At 59.7% G+C, this 18,965-nt stretch carries 17 protein-coding genes; 3 read left to right on the top strand and 14 right to left on the bottom strand.

What is annotated here, in order from left to right:
• The first annotated feature begins 21 nt into the window (after positions 1–21).
• From G5S37_RS19970 to G5S37_RS19960, 3 genes are all read left to right on the top strand, one after another.
• Positions 22–639, top strand: coding sequence for a lysophospholipid acyltransferase family protein (locus G5S37_RS19970; protein ID WP_165206204.1), 618 nt, complete (start codon positions 22–24; stop codon positions 637–639).
• Positions 640–1,268: 629 nt separating this feature from the next.
• A complete protein-coding gene (locus G5S37_RS19965; protein WP_165206203.1) occupies positions 1,269–1,565 on the top strand; it encodes a hypothetical protein in 297 nt (98 codons plus the stop codon).
• Between the two features lie 84 nt (positions 1,566–1,649).
• The gene (locus G5S37_RS19960; protein WP_165206202.1) at positions 1,650–2,627 is read left to right on the top strand and encodes a sugar phosphate isomerase/epimerase family protein; all 978 of its coding nucleotides are present in this window, start codon (positions 1,650–1,652) and stop codon (positions 2,625–2,627) included.
• 225 nt (positions 2,628–2,852) lie between these two features.
• Here the strand turns inward: G5S37_RS19960 and G5S37_RS19955 are convergent, their stop codons facing one another.
• From G5S37_RS19955 to rfbF, 14 genes are all read right to left on the bottom strand, one after another.
• Positions 2,853–3,926: an SAM-dependent methyltransferase gene (locus tag G5S37_RS19955; RefSeq protein WP_165206201.1), complete on the bottom strand. Its 1,074-nt coding sequence runs from the start codon at positions 3,924–3,926 to the stop codon at positions 2,853–2,855.
• 5 nt (positions 3,927–3,931) lie between these two features.
• The gene (locus G5S37_RS19950) at positions 3,932–4,858 is read right to left on the bottom strand and encodes a glycosyltransferase (protein ID WP_165206200.1); all 927 of its coding nucleotides are present in this window, start codon (positions 4,856–4,858) and stop codon (positions 3,932–3,934) included.
• Positions 4,855–5,628 (bottom strand): glycosyltransferase family A protein, encoded by a 774-nt coding sequence (locus tag G5S37_RS19945; protein ID WP_165206199.1) that lies wholly within the window; start codon positions 5,626–5,628, stop codon positions 4,855–4,857. Before G5S37_RS19945 ends, G5S37_RS19950 begins: the two co-directional genes overlap by 4 nt.
• A gap of 220 nt (positions 5,629–5,848) precedes the next feature.
• Complete coding sequence (locus G5S37_RS19940) at positions 5,849–6,937, bottom strand: cell division protein ZapB (protein WP_165206198.1); 1,089 nt, start codon at positions 6,935–6,937, stop codon at positions 5,849–5,851.
• 76 nt (positions 6,938–7,013) lie between these two features.
• Positions 7,014–10,025, bottom strand: coding sequence for a glycosyltransferase family 1 protein (locus G5S37_RS19935; RefSeq protein ID WP_165206197.1), 3,012 nt, complete (start codon positions 10,023–10,025; stop codon positions 7,014–7,016).
• 84 nt (positions 10,026–10,109) lie between these two features.
• Positions 10,110–11,144 carry a glycosyltransferase gene (locus G5S37_RS19930; protein WP_165206196.1) on the bottom strand — a complete coding sequence of 345 codons (1,035 nt, stop codon included), beginning with the start codon at positions 11,142–11,144 and terminating at the stop codon, positions 10,110–10,112.
• A gap of 21 nt (positions 11,145–11,165) precedes the next feature.
• Positions 11,166–12,224, bottom strand: a complete 1,059-nt coding sequence (locus tag G5S37_RS19925) for a glycosyltransferase (RefSeq protein ID WP_165206195.1) — start codon at positions 12,222–12,224, stop codon at positions 11,166–11,168.
• A 115-nt stretch (positions 12,225–12,339) separates the two neighbouring features.
• On the bottom strand, positions 12,340–13,107 hold the full coding sequence (locus tag G5S37_RS19920) for a CmcI family methyltransferase (RefSeq protein WP_165206194.1): 768 nt from the start codon (positions 13,105–13,107) through the stop codon (positions 12,340–12,342).
• 26 nt (positions 13,108–13,133) lie between these two features.
• The gene (locus G5S37_RS19915) at positions 13,134–14,024 is read right to left on the bottom strand and encodes an NAD(P)-dependent oxidoreductase (protein ID WP_165206193.1); all 891 of its coding nucleotides are present in this window, start codon (positions 14,022–14,024) and stop codon (positions 13,134–13,136) included.
• On the bottom strand, positions 14,021–14,557 hold the full coding sequence (gene rfbC, locus G5S37_RS19910) for a dTDP-4-dehydrorhamnose 3,5-epimerase (RefSeq protein ID WP_165206192.1): 537 nt from the start codon (positions 14,555–14,557) through the stop codon (positions 14,021–14,023). The genes G5S37_RS19915 and rfbC overlap by 4 nt, the downstream gene beginning before the upstream one ends.
• A gap of 38 nt (positions 14,558–14,595) precedes the next feature.
• Complete coding sequence (locus G5S37_RS19905) at positions 14,596–15,756, bottom strand: class I SAM-dependent methyltransferase (protein ID WP_165206191.1); 1,161 nt, start codon at positions 15,754–15,756, stop codon at positions 14,596–14,598.
• An 11-nt stretch (positions 15,757–15,767) separates the two neighbouring features.
• Positions 15,768–17,033, bottom strand: a complete 1,266-nt coding sequence (locus G5S37_RS19900; protein ID WP_206026071.1) for a class I SAM-dependent methyltransferase — start codon at positions 17,031–17,033, stop codon at positions 15,768–15,770.
• Positions 17,021–18,133 (bottom strand): CDP-glucose 4,6-dehydratase, encoded by a 1,113-nt coding sequence (rfbG, locus tag G5S37_RS19895; RefSeq protein WP_206026070.1) that lies wholly within the window; start codon positions 18,131–18,133, stop codon positions 17,021–17,023. The genes G5S37_RS19900 and rfbG overlap by 13 nt, the downstream gene beginning before the upstream one ends.
• Positions 18,127–18,903 (bottom strand): glucose-1-phosphate cytidylyltransferase, encoded by a 777-nt coding sequence (gene rfbF / locus G5S37_RS19890; RefSeq protein WP_165206189.1) that lies wholly within the window; start codon positions 18,901–18,903, stop codon positions 18,127–18,129. Before rfbF ends, rfbG begins: the two co-directional genes overlap by 7 nt.
• Positions 18,904–18,965: the final 62 nt, after the last annotated feature.

The raw sequence follows: 18,965 nt of genomic DNA, 5'->3' as shown, positions 1-18,965 counted from the left end.
CCCTGAATTCACTGCAGCGCCATGAACTTCACGTATCGGTTTTTCTACACTCTGGCCAAGCTTATCCTGCGCGGCTTTTACAACTATCGGGTGGTCGGTGATACGGACCAGCTCAAGGGTCAGGCCGGCGTGCTCATTGTGAGCAATCATGAGAGCTTCCTTGACCCTCCGGTGGTGGGTATTGCATTTGACCAGGAGCTTCATTACCTCGCCCGGAAGTCCCTGTTCAGTGCCCCGGTACTGGGCTCGCTCTACCGCCTGCTGAATTCCATTCCCGTGGACCAGGACCGCCCGGACATGACCAGCCTGAAGATCGTCATCCGCCAGCTTAAGGCAGGAGACAAGATACTGGTCTTCCCGGAGGGCTCCCGCACGCTCGATGGTGACATGCTCCCCGGCGAGCCTGGTGTGGGACTCGTGGTGGCCAAGGCTGGCGTGCCCGTGCTGCCCGTGCGCATCTTTGGCGCGCGCAAAGCCCTGCCACGTGGTGGCGCGTTGCCTCAGCCATCAGACATCACTCTCGTCATTGGCAAGCTGTGGCACTATGACCCCGCGAACTACAGCGAATATACCGGCAAGGACTTGTACCGGCGCATCAGCCAGGACTTGATGGCGCAGGTGGCGGAGTTGCAGGCGTGAGCAGGCAGTGCGTGCTGTTGAGGTAAACGCAAAGCAGCGAAGCAGCAAAAGAGCTGGAACCGGCGAGTTCGTGTGTGAAGCGCTGTGATCAAGGAGTGGGACTCGCCGAAATCCCGCAGATGTTCATGCGCGTCTCGTGAGATGAACAAGTGTGGTGGTGCGGAAGGCATCTTTGGTGAGCCACCTTGCGCGCAGCGCCTTGGAGTGCGTGTGCGAAGCACCGCTTTGAACGGGGCGACCTCGTTGTGCAGTACTCCCGGCGGGTAGAAAGCATACGGTGCCTCACACGGTGTGTGTCTTTTTTGAAGTTGCGCGGATGTGAATGCCAGGCCGCTTCGCTCAAAGCGGTGCTCCGCACCGCACTCCAAGGCGCTGCGCGCCAGGTGGAGCCTTGGGGAGCCTCTTCATGTGGTGAGGGCTTATTCGATCACGAGACGTGCATGAGCATCTACGGGTAGCCCACTTCACCTCAGCTCCGGTTTCATTCTCAGTCTCCGAAGTTCCTCTGCGTCTCTGTGTTGAATCCCATGCAGGTGACTAACCTCATCCTCATAGAATGCTAATCTTCACGCCGTCGTATGGAACACCCCACTGCTGACAAATAGGTCCCTGTGAATATATTCACCCCCATGAGCACAAAGCTTCTCAGCAAGTCTCATGCGGCGACATGGACGCTGCTCGTGATAGCCATACCCGTGCTCTATCTCCTGACCCTTCCATGGGTAAAATGCGTGGTCATCCGGCCGCAGTTGTCTGGTCCTCCCGGCACTACGGTAATCAAGGGAGGCCATGAGTGGATGAGCACCCGCCCCTGGCCGCCCTGGCTTGATGCCTATTGCGTTCCCTATCACTGGTTGATGGAACAGACCTCGGCGGGATGGATGCTGAGCGACTACCAGGAATGGTGTTTCATGCTCGGGCAGTGAAGCATCCAATCGGAATCTGCCTGCCAATGGTGACATTGTGACCTGGGGAAAGTGCACGGCGCAGGACTGCGTATGCCTCCCTCCATGAATCCCTCCTCACCGCTTTCCCGCCGTCATTTCTTCTCCCTGGGCAGTGCTGGCGCCGTGGCTGCATCGCTGGCGCAGGCTCCCTCCCTGACACAGGCTGCTGATGCTGCTGCCGTGGCATCGACTGGCAAGACCATCCTGCCGGCGCCCAGCGGTCGTCGTGTTCTGCTTTCCTGCAAGCTGGGCATGATTGCGAAGAAGGCCGGTGATCGCGACCTCACCCTGGTAGAGCGCTTGAAGATGGCCGGGGAAGCAGGATTCGATGGCGTGGACTTCGACGAAGCAGGACGCTTCACCACCGATGAAGCACGCGATGCTGTGAAGGAGTCCGGCGTCTTCGCACACAACGCGATCAACCACGACCACTGGAAGGTGCGTCTCACCGACCCAGATGCGAAGGTGAGGGAACAGGCGCGTGCGAACATGGACCACTGCCTGCGCGTCTCGCACGCCGCTGGTGGGAGCGGCATTCTCATCGTGGTGGGGAAGGGGAGTGATGGTCCTGCGGAGGAGATTGAAGAGCGCTGCCGTCAGGAAATCAAAAAGTCCATCCCGCTCGCCGCATCACTCGGGCAGAGGATTCTTTTCGAGAACGTGTGGAACCAGATGATGTACGATCACGATGCAGGCCCGGAGCAGACCGCCGACCGCTTTGTGAAGTTTGTCGATAGTTTTAACAGTCCTTGGGTGGGCATGTACTACGACATCGGCAATCACTGGAAGTACGGCCAGCCTGCCGCCTGGGTGAAAGCCTTCGGCTTCCGTGCCGTGAAGCTGGACATCAAGGGCTTCAGTCGCAAGCAGGGCAAGTTTGTGGACATCACCAGCCCCGATGATGATCTCCCTTGGAACGAAGTGCGTGATGCCCTCGCCGAAATCGGCTTCACCGGCTGGGCCACCGCCGAAGTGAAAGGCGGCGACGTGGCACGCCTCACCGAAGTGCGGAAACAGATGCAGCAGGCGCTGGGGGTGTAGGCGAACCTCCACGACAACGTGTGGCTATCGGTCAAGGAGTGGGGGCATTCCTGCCCCCATTTTGCGCTGCGAGGTCTACGGCATTGTGGCTACTTCAAGGCTATCTACAACGTGTCGAACGAGACAAAGCGCGATAACCACGTTCCCATCGCTGCCACCCATCAATGGGGCCAGGAATGGCCCCACTCCTTGACGGCAGTCATCCCGACTCTGCGGTGTCCGCCACTACTCCCTCTCAAAGAAGAGTGTGAACTCGTGCCGGTTGTAGGACAGGTGGGTCTGCGCCAGGACGCGCAGGCCTGCTTGTGAGGCATCCTTGCACACGTCATCCAGCAGCGTCAGAACCCCATGCACCGTGGCAATGCCCGGCATCTTCAGGGTGAATACAATCAGGCCACCTTGCTTGAGGGAAGGAGCGAGGCGGATGACCTGCTGCATGGAGTCTTTTGCTTCACCATTCAGATCGCAAAGCAGCGCGTCGTATCGCGTGACCTCAGGAGGTTGAAATTCCGCAACGTCACACTGCACGAAGAGCAATTGCCGCTCATGCCGCAACCTGGAATCCAGGGGTGCACGGTCCACCGCGGTGACACGGTAGTCCCGGTTCAGCAGTTCGGAAGTCATGCCGCCCGGACTCGCGCCGAGTTCCAGCCAGTGGCTGCCTGCTGCCGGCACGGCGCGATGCAGGCGCAGGTAGTGCAGGGCCTCAGCGATCTTCGCTCCTGCACGGCTGATGGTGTTCTCATCGCCCTGCGCAATGAACTTGGTCCCACCTGGATAAAAGCCATTGGCGGCACGGGGACTTTGCAGGCCGCAATAGAGGCCTTCCTTGCCAACGAGGCAGAAGAGCGTGGTCTTCTCCGGGTCTTGTGACTCGGCATCGAGACCGCGTGAGGCCACTTCAGGGAATAGCTGGAGCACACGCCCGCGGAGATTGGAGGCGAGCTGCTTGTAGTACCCGGATGAGCTGCCTGCACTTAGCTGCCCCATGAGGATGGTTTGGAAGTCGATGCCGCCAAATTTCTTCAGGATGGCCTGCGCGGCCTTCTCGATGAAGCCGTCCATCTTCTGCGGATTGCATGGCCAGGCGTGATGCACCGGAATGTGCCAGCGCACGAAGATGGAGGCCGCTTTGTCGTAAAGCGAATCGCCTGTGAAGTCCTTGGCCCAGTGATACTCCTGCCCGAGGGCAGATGTCTGGGAGATGCCCAACCGGCTGAAGACGCTTGTGACCTGGTCCTGGAACACCTGCGAAACGCGAATCAGGTGGCCGTGGGTGGGAGGATGGGATGGGGGCATCTATCTTAGCCTCGTTTATCGAGAAGCTTATCCTTCAGTTCCTTGGTGCGCGTGTCGATCTTGCCGGTCTTGTCGCCGATGGATTTCATCCTGCTCTCGTGACTGTGCAAGGTGGCCGTGAGTTGTCTCGTGAGGGCCGCCTGGGACAGGATGTGGCCCAGTCCCATCTTCCCGGTACGGAGATCCTCGCGCAACGCTTCGTTGATCAATCGTGCTTCATGGAACTTGTGATCGTCGCGCTCCGCGGTCTGTGAATTGGCTTGCACGCCATCCACCTCCGGAGGGCGGAAGTGGTAGTGCGTGAGCGTCTGTGGGACGACCACGATCTCGTGATGCAGCAGGAAGCGCAGATTGAAATGCCAGTCCTCCAGTACCGGATAATCCTCCGGATACATTCCCACCGTTTCCAGTGCCGAACGATCATAGAGGAAGGCGTGGGTGCAGAAGCAGTTCACCACCGCCACCACTGGCAGGGTGATATTCGCGAGCTTGGGGTTGAGCTCGTAGCTGCGCTGGGGCTTCAGGCCATGCTCCACGCTGGACTCATGGACGCACAAGGTGCGGCAGACCGCGCCCCGCACATTCGGATGCGGGCGGGTGTCCATGGCCCGGACCATGGTCTGCAGATAAGAAGGGTCCCACGTATCATCATCATCCAACAGCGTGATGAATTCACTCTGCGATTCCTTGATGCCCGCATTGAGCGGAATGCCACGCATGCCGGGCGTCGGATTGACGAAGCGCAAGTGGGTGATGCGTCCCTGCAAGCGCTCGCCGTAAGCTTGCGCGAGACGTGGCACGGCATCCGTGTTTCCACCATCCACCACCACCCAGTGCCAGTCGGTGTAGGTCTGGGCGAGAATGCTCTGCAGCGTGCGCTCCAGCAGCACCGGACGGTCAATCGTGCGGGTGATGATGACGACGCGGCTCATGAATCAGAAGTGACGGAGGGCGCAGGCTTCGGTGGCTTGGTCTGCCAGGATTCACCGGGAGGCAGGGGAACGAAGAAACGCTCCCAGCGCCCCTCGTGCAGCCAGTGCCCCTTGGCGCGGGGATTGCGCTTCAGGAAGATTTTGCGACCGGTCTTGTCGCGCTCGGTGCTGTTTTGCGCGAGGTAGGTTTCATCCATTTCCACCGCCGCGTTGTAGTTCGGATGGTCGTGGGTGAGCACGAGGTCCCGGGCATCAATAACCACGCCGTCTTGATACGCACGGAAGCTGAACTCATCATCCGAGTAGATGCCGAGGTACCCGCTGTGAAGGAACTCTCCTTGCTGCTGCTTCAGGCGGGGGCGCGTGAGGATGGCCATGCAGAGCAGGTCATCCCGCCGGTGTCCATCGCTGGGGCGGAGGATGCCCGGCTGGCGGACATCCCGCAGCCGGCGCACAAATTCTTCATCCCATCCGGGGACAGGCGTCCAGTCGTCGGAGAGCTGCACCAGCACGTCTCCCGTGCTCGCCTGCGCTGCCAGGTTCCAGGCCGCGACGCAACCACCGCCCTTCTCCGGCACCACACGATGTGGCAGGCTCTTGATGGCCTTCTGCGTGGCCTCGTCATCGCAGTCTGCCGCGAAGATGTGCTCAATCCGCCGGGGCTTCGCCGCTGCACGAATCCATTTCTCCCGTGCCTCCAGCGCCTGCTCCGGTCTGCCGCGGGTGGCGTGCAGCAGGGAGATTTTTGGAGCCAGAAAACGACGGAGCATGGATGGTGACGGAGAGGGGAAAAACGTGAGCAGCGCAAAACCCTTCATCTTCCCTTGTGGGCGCAACCCAAGGTGTGCGTACGCAGATGGACGAGAGGCGGAATTGGACTTTGCTGAGGGTTGCTGCTCAGACCCCTTGTGTCAATATCGCGCCTGATGAAACGCGCACTCGTCCCGGGAATTACCGGGCAGTAGGACTGGGAGCTCAGGGTGCACGAATTCAAGAAGCCGCTTCCGCCCAGGCCTTTGACAGGGGTTGTGTGGCACCAGTCCGCACATTGTAGACGACGAGGTCCTTGACGGTTTCGCGTCTTTCCTTGGGCGAAGCCAGGGTCAGCCGCCCTTCAGGGTCGCGACCCTCACGATAGCGGGCCTCCACGAAGACCTCCTTCGCCGTGCGTGCCGGGAAGGCTCCCAGCATATCCTGGCGTATGAAAAATGCGTTATTTCCTGCCGAGTTGATTCCTACGAGAGAATAGCCTTTCTCGCGGCCCAGATGCTCAAGGGCGGAAAGGGATGCTCCATAAAACAGGTTCGAATAGTGCGCCTTCGAGCGCATGAAGCCTGCGTCCGGCGGCACGGTGACCGCGATGTCACTGCCGAATACGCCGTTGAATTCACTGATGACGATGATGGGAGAAACTGCGGTGGTTGCCTTCCATATCCAGTAGTCCATCCCATCGACATCCACGCTGTAGATGCCGATGTCCCCGGTGAATCCTGCGTCCTCAAGGAGCTGATTGATGTTCTCGGGAGAGATGAAGGCACAGCGGGCGGTGAGGTCGTGGCACCAGTGGTTGTAGGCTCCCTGAATCGACTGGATATGCGCCTCGGAGCCATCCATCACCAGGCCGCGCCAGTTGTCATTCATCAGCAAGAATCGGGTGCTCGCCTCGCGGTAGTCCTCCACGCCGAACTCTACAAACTCCGTCCGGGTGATGGGCAGGTGATGAATCAAATGTTGCAAGATGCCATCCTCTCCCCACTGGGAGAACACCTTGAATTCCACAGCCCTGAATGGCGTGCCGGGTGGCTTCCCGGCGAATCTGTCGACCGCCATCCTGCCGCACAGCATTTTCAGGGATTCCATCTCGCGCGCGAGAAGCCTGTTCTCGGCGCGCAGTTCCTCGTTTTGCTGGAGGATTTGGGAGCTCTTGTCGCTTGCGGTTCCCAGCTTGGCTTTGATGGATTGCACCTTTTCCTTCACGGACTCGATCTCGCCGCGCGTGGAGCGCAGGCGGTCATCAAGCTTTTGGACTGCGTCACCGAGTTTTGACCCCCGTGACTTTGCAAAGAGTTTGCCGAACATGGAAATGAAGTGCGTGGTGCGTGAATCGAGCGAGGTCGAGGGCGCTGAAAAGAACGATAAAGTCAGCCTGGGTCTCTTATGGATTCTTCTTACCGCGAAGTTTGTTCAAGAGGCGTTTGAGCGGGTTCTTCCGCTTCTGGCGTTCTGCCTTCAGGTTCTTTTCGGCTTTGGTACGTTGCTTCTGTGATTTCTTCAGCGCGCTGGAGGCTGTTTTGGCTTCCTCGGTTCTCTTGGCGAGGTGCCACTTGACCTTGTCCATCTTGGCAATCAGATCCGAAGTCCGCAGCTGCAGCAGGCGCGTTTCCTTCCAGACGTTTTCAAAGCGGCCCGACTCGTCTTTGGGAGCGGTGGCGGCAGTGTCGAGCAGGATGCGGGAAAGCTGGGCCGCCATCCTCTCGAAGGAGAAGGTGGCCGCGTGGGCGAGACCGGCTTGGATATAGCGCTGTCTTTGTTCCGTGTCGGAGAGCAGCATGCGTATCGCCGAGAGCGTGGCATGCGGATCCCACGGGTCCACAAAGACCGCGGCATCTCCGGCGACCTGAACCAGGGAGGAGCGGCGGGTGGTGATCACTGGACAGCCACAAGCCATGGCCTCCAGGACAGGCAGGCCGAAGCCTTCGTAGAGTGAAGGGTAACCCAGAGCGACAGCTTCGGTATAGGCAGTGGCCAGGTCTTCGTCACTGAAACGGATGACGCGCACTTCCGCATCAGGCGCATGCACCCTGAGTGCATGTTCCAGTTCGGGTTTGCCACCCGCACAAACAAACATCAGGGAATCGCGCTCCTCCTTGGTCAAGAGTGACCATGCCTTGAAGATCAGGGCTGCATTTTTATAGCCGGCCCGTTCACCAGCCAGCATGAGATAGTCCTTATGAATGCCGTGACGGCGGCGGAAGTCAGCGATGGCCTCGGCGCTGGCAGGCCGGTAGCTCGGAGCGGCGGCGAGCGGTGTGACCGTGATGGCGCTTTCCGGGATTTCAGGATGCAACCGCCGGAGGTCCTTTGCAGTGCAGTCAGAAATACAGGCGAAATGCACCGCATGGCTGATGCTGAGTCTCTTCTGCTCCCACTGCCATTCATGCGGATCGTAGCTGAGCAGCTCGGGAATCATATCGTAGATCATCGCCACCGTCGGAGTGGAGATGGGCGCCGTGTAGTACGTGGATATGAAGACATCTGCCTTGAGCTCATCGCAGATATCCTGAAGCATGAAGGCATCGCTTCCCGGCTCCTCGATATTGAAGGGCTTCACACTGATTCTGCGGAGTCCGGGGATCGGTGGCAGCGTCCCATTGCGATCCAGAATCCACACGTGCTTCGCCATGTCCGAGGCGGCCCACAACTTGAGCGTCTCACTCCACACGCGGCCTATGCCGGTGTTGTTGAGTTGGAAGAAAACTCCATCGACCACAATCGTCGTGGTGTGTTTCGGCAGGCTGGGCTGTGCCGCTGCGTGGGATGAAAAGGTCCACCGGTTGCTGCCGCGGTCGTACTTTGCCAGCGGAGTGATTCTTCTGGCTTCGATGGTGTCTACTTCCGCATGACCGTCCACCCATGCGAAGTGCTCGCGGAGCGGCGTTGGGAAGGTCTGTGAGTTCTGGAGCTTGTGCCAGGCAGCCACGGCTCCGGCGTAGCCGTAGTAGCTCTCCTTGAACTGAACCTGGGCCTCCGTGGCGTAGGCAAAGTGCTGGAAGACGAGGCCCAGGGCTTCAGTCTCCTGATGCGTGAATACCCTGCCTTCAGCCACATCCTTCCACTGGCCATTCTCCAGGCGCCGGGCCAGGACGGGTGGCTCATGGGTCAGCCATTTCATCCCGGGAGTGAACCTCCATGCGCGGATCCATTCCTGCGTCGGCTTTTGGGAATAGCCGTATCTCGATGCAACGACCAGCTTCTCTCCGACAAAGAAATGGCACCAGAACCAGGCGGCGCATTTCTCGGGATGCTCGAGGAACATGCGGCGTCCTGTCTCCAGTTGCTCCTGGGTCCACAGCTCATCAGCATCGATTTCCCACAGGATGCCTTCTTCGAAGATGTTCTTGAGCGGTTGGGCCACCATCTCCGTTTTCCCATCCCACAACCGTCCAGCGGGTGGGCGGTAGATGGTGACGCGCTCTGGATAAAGAGCTGCAAGCTCGTCCAGGTAGGCGGACGTGCCATCCGTACTGAGACCGTTGCGGTGATGATTCTGATTGAGCGCTCCCTTTTCAGCACGGCCCCAGGCACCAGTATCGTGCGTGAGTGTCGCAGCGCCTTCCACAATGTGCCAGTGCCAGGGGAAGGAGAGTTGCTTCAGCACCTCCATGTGATGCCGGATGAAAGGCTCACCGTTGAGGACAATCGTGAAGTAATGCACGGGCGCATCGTTCGGGAGCGGATCGAGCGCGGTGCTTCTGCGGCGGCGGAAGACGGAGTAGCCATGCCTGAGTGAGGGATTCTCCGCGACGAGCTGGTAGGCAGGATCGTGGAGCAACCGCTGATGCGCCTGATGGCACTTGTAGGTCTGTGTATCATCCAGCAGGATGAATTCAGCACCGTAGACTTCATCCAGTTCCGCGTTTCCGGTGAACTCGGAGCCGTCGATGAGCACCGCGCCAAAATTCTCAATGCCACGGCTTCGCTTGATCTCACGGATGCGCCCCGTCTGCACCCCTTCCGCGGTGATGTATGCCTTGTCCTCGCGAAGCCAGCCAAGCACCTGCTCGAGCGGGTAGTTCCGCAGAGGACCCTCGACCGTTTTGTAGAACGTCTCGACCTCGGCCTCGGTGGGGAATTGATCCAAATCGACGGAAGAGCCCAAGAAGCACTCAACGAAACCCTCCGGTCCCCAACGCCGCTCCAGAGCCTCGCACCGCACCTTGGATACCTCCATGCAGTACAGCTTCGGCTTCCGCGGATTTTGGCGCAATCCCTCCACCCACGCGAGCGTGCTGCCCTCACCGGAAGATGAGCCAATTTCCAGGACGGAGTCTATTGGCGCTGAGCGTGCCAGACTACGGATGGCCTCGGAAAATTCGTCCCCAAATACTTCTGGGGCTATGATGGCTTGCAGTCCTTGAGGTGAGGATGAGTCGGCGGCAGTTGGCATGGGGAGGACGCGTAAGAGATCACCGATTGGGCACGACGCAAGTCTTGCTTCTGCCCATTGCGGCGGGTCCGGGGGAAGGCTCGTTTAGGGCTGATTGTCAGCCCCTTTTTGGTCCGACGTTTTTGGATTGCCGGGGCGCAGCCATTTGGGCATCCACGAGGCACTCTGGCGGGTTTTGCCAGCGTCGATTTTGGCGCGAAGGGTGTCCTTCTTCTGGTTGGCCTGTGCGAGCCGTTCCTTGGCGTTTTGCAGTTGTTTGGCGAGGCTGGTTTCTCTGGTTTGCAGCTGTTGAATCTGCAGCCTGAGGGACAGGACCTGCTGCTGGTAGGCCTCAAGAATCCCCTGGGTGCCCAAGGCCTGCTGAAGCGCGATGTTCTTGTTCAGAACCGCAAATGACTCGGGCAGACTGGACTCCAGCTTTGAAGATGCCCCCGCAGAACAGTACCGGGCCACGAGTCTTGGCAGGTGGTAGGTCCGCACGTTATCGCTGACCAGGGCGCGTATCATCCAATCGTAGTCGCCAGCCGTCCGGTATTCTTCATGGAAGAGCCCCACTGTTTGATTGAAAAGGTTGAGGCTGGCGAAGCAGCCTTGATGCGGCAGGCATCCGCAGACCATCTCGCGCAGGGCGTTCTCCGGCTCTGGAGAGATGTAGTTGGATTCCTTGCCTGCGGGATCCACGACGACGATGTCTCCGTAGAGAAGGTCTGGGAACGAGTTCCGCTCCAAGGCGAGGGCGATATCCTCCAGCACCCGCGGATCATGGTAAAGGTCGTCCGCATTCAGGAAGTGGACATAAGTCCCACGAGCACGGCGCACTCCCTTGTTCATGGCTTCATAGATGCCGCGATCCGGTTCACTAATGACGGTCTGCCGCACGCCCTTTCCCTCAAGGATGGAGGCGTGAGCCACGGAGCCATCGGTGGAGGCTCCGTCCACCATGATCCATTCCCAGTTGGTGTACGTCTGGGCGGCAAGACTCTTAAGAGCGGTGCCCAGCGTGCCTTCGGAGTTCCGGCAAATCGTGATTACGGAGAAGAGCACTTTGTCCTGTACCGAGCCAGCCTCGCTTGAGGTGGACTGGGGAACTGGAGAATCACTGGAGGAGGGAAGCGACATCGAATTTTTGTCTGCCGTGGATCAGCTGCTGTGATGGTTCACCCCGAATAGTTTCAGCACCCAGCGAGGAACTTTCTTTTCGACGCGGGACAGGGCTGCTTTTCCATTTTTGACCTCGCTGCGCAAGTCGTCGAGCTGTTGGGTTAATTCTGCGCAGCGGAGCTTGTGCTGCTCTTTCTTCTGCATCTCAGTCTGGATGGCTCCCTGCTGGCTGGTCAGCGCGGTGATGAGTTCCATGACCATTTTCTGGTTCTGGGAGGACTGGCGCAGGTAGGCTCGTGTCAGTGGCCCATCGAGTGCATCATCCTGTTGCAGCATCCACTCAAGAGCCTCATGGCACGCCGCGTGGAACTTGGTGAAGATGCGCGTCTGCTCGTAGGCATCCAATACCTTGGGCTCTGTGTGGACGTAAAAGCTGCCGCATGAGCGGCGGCAAAACACTGCTTTGACGAAGCGGGACTGCTGTACTGCCCACAGGGTGTCGCCTGAGTGCCCCGCGTCCTCCGGGAATGGGTGCTGCTTTAGGGTCGCCGAACGGTAGATGTTGCTGGCGGCGCTTCCCGTCCACGCGTGATAACGCAGGGGAGGGGTGCAATGGGTGAGCGCGAAGGCGGTCAGGTCTGTGCCACTGAGCTCGATGAAATCACCCTCCTTGAGCAGCTCCATGAGATGATGGATGGGCCAGGAGGGAGCAGTGGCAGAGGTTCCTGGGGCATGCCGGAAAATCGGAGCACACACGACCAAATCCGCCTCAGTCGAGGCTGCTGTGGATGCCAGGAAGTCGAGATCTGCGGCGGAGATGGAGTCGCCTGCCGTGGCAATATAAGTCAGAGGTAGCGAGCAGTTCTGAATCCCAAAATTCCATGAAGCATACAGCCCCGGGGGATGGCTCAAGAATTTGACGTGAGGAAAGGGAAGCAACTCTTGAAGAAGCTCCACCGTGCCATCCGAGGATTGGCTGTCGACCACCACGATTTCACCCACCTCACTCACCCACTCACGCATCAGCGCGGAGGAGGACTGGATGAGATCCCTACAGTTCCTTGTCGGAATGACGACGGAGATGTCTTTAAGCGGCATTACAGGTGGAGGGGGACAGACTACCTGTGTCTGCCCCAAGCCACAGTCTCCTGCAAGGACTTCTGCAGTGTCGTGCCACCTGCCATGGCGCAGCCTTCCGCGGCTCTTGAAACGTTCACCGTACCCGCTTCAGCCACGCTCCCGGCCAGTGGGTGACGTTCTGGCTGAGGTCGCTTTCGTTGAAGAGCCACTTGGGCTGCTCCACGACAAAATCCGGATTCCTCCCGGCAAACTCCCGGGCGGCCTCGGTGGGATTGTCCAGAATCCAGGAGTGGGTGCCGCGGGGGGCGTCATGCACCAGGCTCATTACGCCATCGGTGGCGACGATGTAGGACCCCACGCTGACCAAGTCATGGTAGGCCTGTAGTTCCGCTGCAACGTGGGCCTTGGTGTGATTGGAGTCCAGAATCACCAGCACCTTGGAGCCCTCTGGAATGAGCTTCTTCACCTGTGCCACCACTTCTGGCGCAGTGGAGCTGCCTTCCACCAGGGTGATGCGTTTTGCCATGGGATGGGCTTCGATGGCCTTGCGGTTGTGGGGCCGGATTTCGATGTCCACGCCGATGACCTTCCCATGATTGACGGCTTCAAAGAGGCTTGCGTAGAAGATGAGCGAGCCACCATGTGCCACCCCCGTCTCCACCACATAGTCCGGCTTCAAGGCGAACAGTACCTCTTGAATACGCAGCACGTCCTCCGGGTGCTGGATCATCGGACGTCCCCACCAGGTGAAGGTGTAGGGGTGCTTCTGGTTCCAGCCGACCTTTACCCAGGCATCCGAGAGGATTTCGAATCCCCTGGTGCTGTAGAGCGGTATGGTCTCCACCTTGTCATGCTCGTGAATGCGCAGGGTGTTGGAGTCGGTATCGAGTTCGAGCTTCATGCGTGGGGTTTGGGGGAGGGGAACGGTCAGCGAACGGAATTCGAGATTTGCCACATGCGCTCCAAGCCTTGCGCGAGCGAGAGGCGGGGAGTCCAGCCGGTATCTTTGAGACGGGAGATGTCCGCCACGGTGGTCGGGAACGGATCGTGAGCAGGAGGATTGGCTCCAGAAACCAGCGAAGGCTCCGCCTGCACGACCTGGGCGATCTTCTGCGCGAGGTCGAAAATCCTGACGCCGTGGCCACACGCGACGTTGACCGATCCCGTGATTTTTTTCTCCAGGCACCAGAGCATCGCGGAGGCGACGTCATCCACGTGAATGTAGTCCTTCACACTGTCCGGCGTCTTCACCTCGACAGATTCTCCAGCCGCGAGCTTGCGCATGATCCATGAGACGATGCGGTCGGGATGTTCGCCTTCACCGAAACAATAGAAGATGCGAAACCAGGTCCAGAGGACCTCTCTCTCCGTGGCCACGGACTCAAGCATCCTGCTGGTGGCCATCTTCGCGCGCGAATAGGTGAGCGTGGGCGCGAGAGGGGAAACATCCTCCCCCAGTGGCTGCTCTGCGGGAGCATACTCGATGCACGTGCCTGTAGCGGCGAGATGACGCACCCCGAGATCCGTGGCCTTTCTGAAGAGTTCCTCGCTTTGGCCAATCAGGGCGTCATTCACGGGAGAAGTCAGGTAGGCACCGGGCGTGACGATCCATGCGAGGTGAAGCAGCGCATCCGGGGCGAAGCGTTGCACGTCCTCCCACGGCAGGTTCGTCAGGTCGCCGACAAGCGTCTGGCAGCCGGAAGGAAGTGGAACGGTGGAATGCCGGCACAGTCCCAGGATCTCGTGACCCGCAGCAATCGCTGCGTGGCAGAAGGCGCGGCCAATGAACCCATTTGCTCCTGTTACAAAGATCTTCATGCGATGTCCTTCAGCAATGGCAGGGCTTCGTCACGCGGCGAAAGATGCTGTGGCGGGAGTGGCCACTGGATGGCGAGATCAGGATCATCCCACCTCACACCCGCGGAGCAGTTGGGTTCATAGACTTCTGACATTAAATAAAACAGCTGACAGGTGTCCGAGAGACATTGGAAGCCGTGGGCACATCCAGCAGGAATGTAGAGCGCGCGCATGGTGCTTTCGCTGAGTTCATGCGCCTCCCAGCGACCGAAGGTTGGGGAGCCCTTGCGGAGGTCTGCCACCACATCCCATACGCGGCCACTCAGGCAGCGCACCAGTTTGATTTCCGCATGAGGATCAGTCTGGTAGTGCAGGCCACGCAGGGTGCCGGCGGTGAGACTCAGACTTTGGTTGTGCTGCACCCACCGGGTATTGAGGCCGTTCGCAGCAAACTCACGCTCGCAATAGGTCCGCGCGAAAAAGCCCCGCTCGTCGCGGTGGGGTTGGGATTCCACGAGGACAACACCTTCGATGCCTGTGGACGAGAATATCATGCGAGAGGCCATGGAGAGTGGGCCGTTGCCAGCGAGCATCAAATCGAAACGAGCGTGGGATTCAAGCCCAGGTTGCGCAGGGTCTCCTGGATTTCGGGTAGGTAGTTGGGATTTGGAATGACGATCAGCGGCACCTTCTCAAGCGTCGCACGCCCGGGCGGATGTACGGGAACAGCGACTCCTGGAATGAAGGTCCCTGCCTTGCCCGGGTTGCTGTCGATGATTATCGAGGGGGCCATGCCAAGATGAGTGAAGGTATTGGCCAGAGTGACACCCTTGGCGCCTGCGCCCCATATGGCGTAAGGGCCACGACCGGCGCCGTTTACCACGAGGTGGCTTTGCAAGGTTGCCTTTGCTGCATCGGCCTTCCTCGCAAACGCATCGAGTTCCGATGGCGACGGCTGTGCGCGATCTCTGGATGCAAATGTGTCGCTGGTACCGAGGTAGAGCGACTGGTACTGCCCACCGAAGGTGGTGAAGTGTTCCAGTACATGAAAGCCGGCGTCCTTGGCGAGGTGCTGCAGTGTCGCCGCGGTGAAGTAGTTGCAGTGCTCGTGGAAGACGTCCCAAAACGCAGCCTGCGCCACGATCCACTCCCACGACGGAGTTTCAATGTAGGTGACTTTGGCACCTCCCGCCACGGCCATCTCATGAAGCAACCGAAGGAAGGCACCCACATCGCCGACGTGTTCAATGACATGACGGCAGACCAGCGCGTGAATGCCTGTCGGGATGTCCCCGGTGCTCGCGTTCCGGTTCACGAAATGGGTGTTGTGCTCTCCTTCTCCCGCAGCTTCGGAGGTCGTGTCATAGCCAAGGCCGCGCCAGCCCGTGAGTTTGCAAAGCATCTTGAGGTAGGCCCCTTTGCCACAGCCTGGCTCCAGGACGATGCCTGACCCAGCGGGCGCGGCATAGTGTGTGGCCAGGTGCCGGGCACACTCTTCCATGTGATTCCAAAAGACAGAGGAATGCGACTGCTGATTGTCATAGCCACCGTCATACGGCACCAGGCTTTCATCGAAGCCCGCATTGAAGACCAGGCCGCACTCATGGCATTCTACGAGATGGAGGTCCAGCAAGGGAACCTTCGTCGCCGCCGTGTGTGAGTGGCAGCGATAGTTCAGCACAGCGGGTTGTCCGGGCACCACCCACGGTTGGGTGAGTTGCTTGCCCTGACATCCTGGACACTGTGTTTTCATGGCGCCTCGTTCTAGACCACACGTAACTCGGGCAGGGGAATGACGAAGCGGCCGCCCTTTTCCGCATAGGCAGCCTGCTGCTTCATGATTTCTTCCGCGAAATTCCACGCGAGCAGCAGGGCGTAGTCCGGCTGTTTCTCAGCCAGGGATTCAGCGGGCACGATGGGGATGTGCAGGCCGGGGCTGAGCAGGCCGTGCTTGTAGGTGCTGCGGTCCGCCATGAACTCCAAGGTGGCAGCGGCCTCGCCCACGTAGTTCAGAAGTGTGCTCCCTTTGGCAGAAGCGCCATAAGCGGCGACGCGCTTTCCTGCGGCCTGCTGTTCTTCCAGAAAGGCAATGAGGCCGCGGCGCACCTTTGCGGCGCGTTCGCTGAAGCGCTGGTAGTACGGCATGCTGTTCACGCCGTGGTACACTTCGTCCGCCGCACGTTCGACCAGGGAATCGCGCGCCTGCTCCACACCGCGATGCGCGGCAAAGATGCGCAAGGATCCTCCGTGAATGGCGATGCGCTCCACGTGGAAGATTTCCAGGCCGTGTTGCTCAAACAGCGGAATCAACGGCAGCAGCGTGAAGTAGAACACGTGCTCATGGTAGATCGTGTCGAACTCGACCTTCTCGATCATGTCCATGCCGTAGGGGAACTCGAGCACGATCCATCCATCGGGCTTGAGCAGTGTCGCCAGGCCTGCCACGAAGTCATTGGTATCCGGCGCATGGGCGAAAACGTTGTTTCCGAGGATGAGGTCCGCAGCGCCACGTTCTGCCTTCAGTGCGGCAGCGGATTGCTTTCCGAAGAATTCGCAACGCGTCTCCACGCCCTGCTTCCGCGCGACCTCAGCGATGTTCACCGCTGGTTCGAATCCCAGGCAGGGCACGCCGGCCTGCACGAAGTTCTTGAGCAGGTAGCCGTCATTGCTTGCCACTTCGATGACCAGGCTCTGTGCCCCCAGCTTCTTTTCCTCAATGTAGCGCAGCGAGGCCTCCCGGGCATGCCGCAGCATGTGATCCGAGAAGGAGGAGAAGTACACGTACTCGCTGAAGAGCGTCACTGGCGGCACGATGTGCGTGATCTGCATGAGCCAGCACTGCATGCACACCCAGACCTCCAGGGGAAACCTCGGCTCCGGCTCCGGACGGCTCACGTCCTCGGGTCGGAGCAGATTGTTGGCCAGCGGCTGAAGTCCCAGGTCAATGACCTTCTCCAGATGGGTGGAACCACAAGAGCTGCAGGAGAAGGTTTGGGCCATGAAGGAGATGAATAGAGTCAGTTCGCCCATGAAACGCCTGTGCTGGCGGCCTCACGGGTATAGGTGTGGATTTGTTCGAGGGTGAAGTTCAGCATGCGTGCGGTGTCGGCATGGCGTTCGTGACGCTCGCGATACCACGCGGCGGTGTGTGCGACCGTCTGCTGGAAATCCCAAACCGGTCGCCATCCCAACTCCTGCACGGCAAGGCTGTGGTCCAGGCGGAGCCGCGTGGCCTCGCCGTAGGCAGGTTGCGGTTCGCTGTGCACTTGCATGGCGTTCGGCCACGTGGCCAGCCAGCAGCCCATCAGTTCCTGCACGGAGCGCTCGGCTTCGGAATTGGGGCCGAAGTTGAAGTTCAAGAGCCGGGTCTTGTCGGGCGCAGAGAGCAGGCGCTGGCCCAAGGCAAGATAGCCACTCACGGACTCCAGCACATGTTGCCAGGGACGCGAAGCCTGGGGACGGCGCAAGACCAGCGGCTGCTTGCTCACGAAGGCGCGCACAGCATCCGGTATCAGGCGGTCCTCCGCATAGTCGCCGCCGCCGATGACATTGCCAGCACGACCGGTGGCGAGAGGTCCCAGCGATGGGGAGTTGGCAAAGAAAGAGGCGTGCCACGCAGTGACCACGAGCTCAGTCGCTGCCTTGCTCATGGAGTAGATGTCATGACCGCCGAGCGGATCCGTTTCCTGGAAAGGGCGGCCCGCATTGTCATTGCGATAGCACTTGTCACTGGTGACGACCACGACCGCTGCGGGGCAATCGGCGTCCCGCACGGCCTCCAGAAGGGTGGCGGTGCCCACAGCATTCGTCGTGAGGGTATCCAGCGGTGCACGATAGGAGGCGCCCACGATGGGTTGTGCCGCGAGGTGGAAGATGATTTCCGGGCGGCACTCCGCGATGGCCTTCTTCATCGTGTCTGCATCTCGTAAATCTGCAATCCACGAATGCCGGAAGGTATCCGCAGGCAGAATGGCAAAGAGGGAATCGCCCGGCGCTGGCGCCAGCGCATAGCCACTCACTTCCGCGCCCAGGGCACGCAGCCAGAGGGACAGCCAGCCACCCTTGAATCCGGTGTGGCCGGTGACGAGCACTCGCTTGCCTTGATAGACGCCGCCGAACGCAGTTACCATGACTTCCATGGTGCGTTCCCGGAGTTCCAGAGGTCATTGAGCAAGGCCATCTCACGGAGGTTATCCATGCACTGCCAAAAACCATTGTGCTCGAAGGCGGCCAGCTTTCCGGCTTGCGAAAGCTTTTCGAGTGGATCGCGCTCCAGCATGCAGTCGTCCCCGGTGAGCAGGTCGGCGATGCCCTTCTTGTTCATGACAAAGAAACCGCCATTGATGTAGGCAGGGCTGTCCTCCGGCTTTTCTAGGAAACTGGTCACCATGCCGCTCTCCAGGCCGAGCTCGCCGAATCTCCCGCCGGGACGCACGGCGGTGAGGGTGACCTCTGCGCCTTTGGCACGGTGAAACTCGATGGCCTTGGAGATGTTCACATCCGAGACCCCGTCGCCGTAGGTGAGGAGAAACTCTTCTTCATCGATGAACTTGAGCACACGGCTGAGGCGTCCGCCGGTCATGGTCTTGTCCCCGGTATCGATCATGGTGACCGTCCAGTCCTCCTCATCGTGGCATTTGTGCCAGGTGATCTTGGGATTCTTCCCCAGCTTCATGGTGACGTCGCTGGTGTTCCAGTGGTAGTTGCGGAAGTAGTCCTTGATGACCTCACCCTTGTAGCCCAGGCAAAGGATGAACTCCTTGTACCCGTAGGAAGCGTAGTGCTTCATGATGTGCCAGAGGATGGGCCGGTTCCCCACAGGCACCATGGGTTTGGGCCGATATTCCGTTTCCTCGCGCAAACGAGTGCCGAGACCACCACAGAGAATGACGACTTTCATCAGAGCGATTGGGGCGGCCGTTGATGTGTGAACGGGAGTTGGCGGCCGAGGTTGACTGGGAC

Origin of the sequence: Roseimicrobium sp. ORNL1 (assembly GCF_011044495.1) — a bacterium.
Lineage (GTDB): Bacteria > Verrucomicrobiota > Verrucomicrobiia > Verrucomicrobiales > Verrucomicrobiaceae > Roseimicrobium.
This window is presented reverse-complemented; position numbering and strand designations above follow the sequence as displayed.

Excerpts from the sequence above, each read along its gene's own strand:
- G5S37_RS19970 (WP_165206204.1), top strand. The coding sequence starts at position 22 with ATGAACTTCACGTATCGGTTTTTCTACACTCTGGCCAAGCTTATCCTG.
- G5S37_RS19965 (WP_165206203.1), top strand. The coding sequence starts at position 1,269 with ATGAGCACAAAGCTTCTCAGCAAGTCTCATGCGGCGACATGGACGCTG.
- G5S37_RS19960 (WP_165206202.1), top strand. The coding sequence starts at position 1,650 with ATGAATCCCTCCTCACCGCTTTCCCGCCGTCATTTCTTCTCCCTGGGC.
- G5S37_RS19955 (WP_165206201.1), bottom strand. The coding sequence starts at position 3,926 with ATGCCCCCATCCCATCCTCCCACCCACGGCCACCTGATTCGCGTTTCG.
- G5S37_RS19950 (WP_165206200.1), bottom strand. The coding sequence starts at position 4,858 with ATGAGCCGCGTCGTCATCATCACCCGCACGATTGACCGTCCGGTGCTG.
- G5S37_RS19945 (WP_165206199.1), bottom strand. The coding sequence starts at position 5,628 with ATGCTCCGTCGTTTTCTGGCTCCAAAAATCTCCCTGCTGCACGCCACC.
- G5S37_RS19940 (WP_165206198.1), bottom strand. The coding sequence starts at position 6,937 with ATGTTCGGCAAACTCTTTGCAAAGTCACGGGGGTCAAAACTCGGTGAC.
- G5S37_RS19935 (WP_165206197.1), bottom strand. The coding sequence starts at position 10,025 with ATGCCAACTGCCGCCGACTCATCCTCACCTCAAGGACTGCAAGCCATC.
- G5S37_RS19930 (WP_165206196.1), bottom strand. The coding sequence starts at position 11,144 with ATGTCGCTTCCCTCCTCCAGTGATTCTCCAGTTCCCCAGTCCACCTCA.
- G5S37_RS19925 (WP_165206195.1), bottom strand. The coding sequence starts at position 12,224 with ATGCCGCTTAAAGACATCTCCGTCGTCATTCCGACAAGGAACTGTAGG.
- G5S37_RS19920 (WP_165206194.1), bottom strand. The coding sequence starts at position 13,107 with ATGAAGCTCGAACTCGATACCGACTCCAACACCCTGCGCATTCACGAG.
- G5S37_RS19915 (WP_165206193.1), bottom strand. The coding sequence starts at position 14,024 with ATGAAGATCTTTGTAACAGGAGCAAATGGGTTCATTGGCCGCGCCTTC.
- rfbC (WP_165206192.1), bottom strand. The coding sequence starts at position 14,557 with ATGATATTCTCGTCCACAGGCATCGAAGGTGTTGTCCTCGTGGAATCC.
- G5S37_RS19905 (WP_165206191.1), bottom strand. The coding sequence starts at position 15,756 with ATGAAAACACAGTGTCCAGGATGTCAGGGCAAGCAACTCACCCAACCG.
- G5S37_RS19900 (WP_206026071.1), bottom strand. The coding sequence starts at position 17,033 with ATGGGCGAACTGACTCTATTCATCTCCTTCATGGCCCAAACCTTCTCC.
- rfbG (WP_206026070.1), bottom strand. The coding sequence starts at position 18,133 with ATGGTAACTGCGTTCGGCGGCGTCTATCAAGGCAAGCGAGTGCTCGTC.
- rfbF (WP_165206189.1), bottom strand. The coding sequence starts at position 18,903 with ATGAAAGTCGTCATTCTCTGTGGTGGTCTCGGCACTCGTTTGCGCGAG.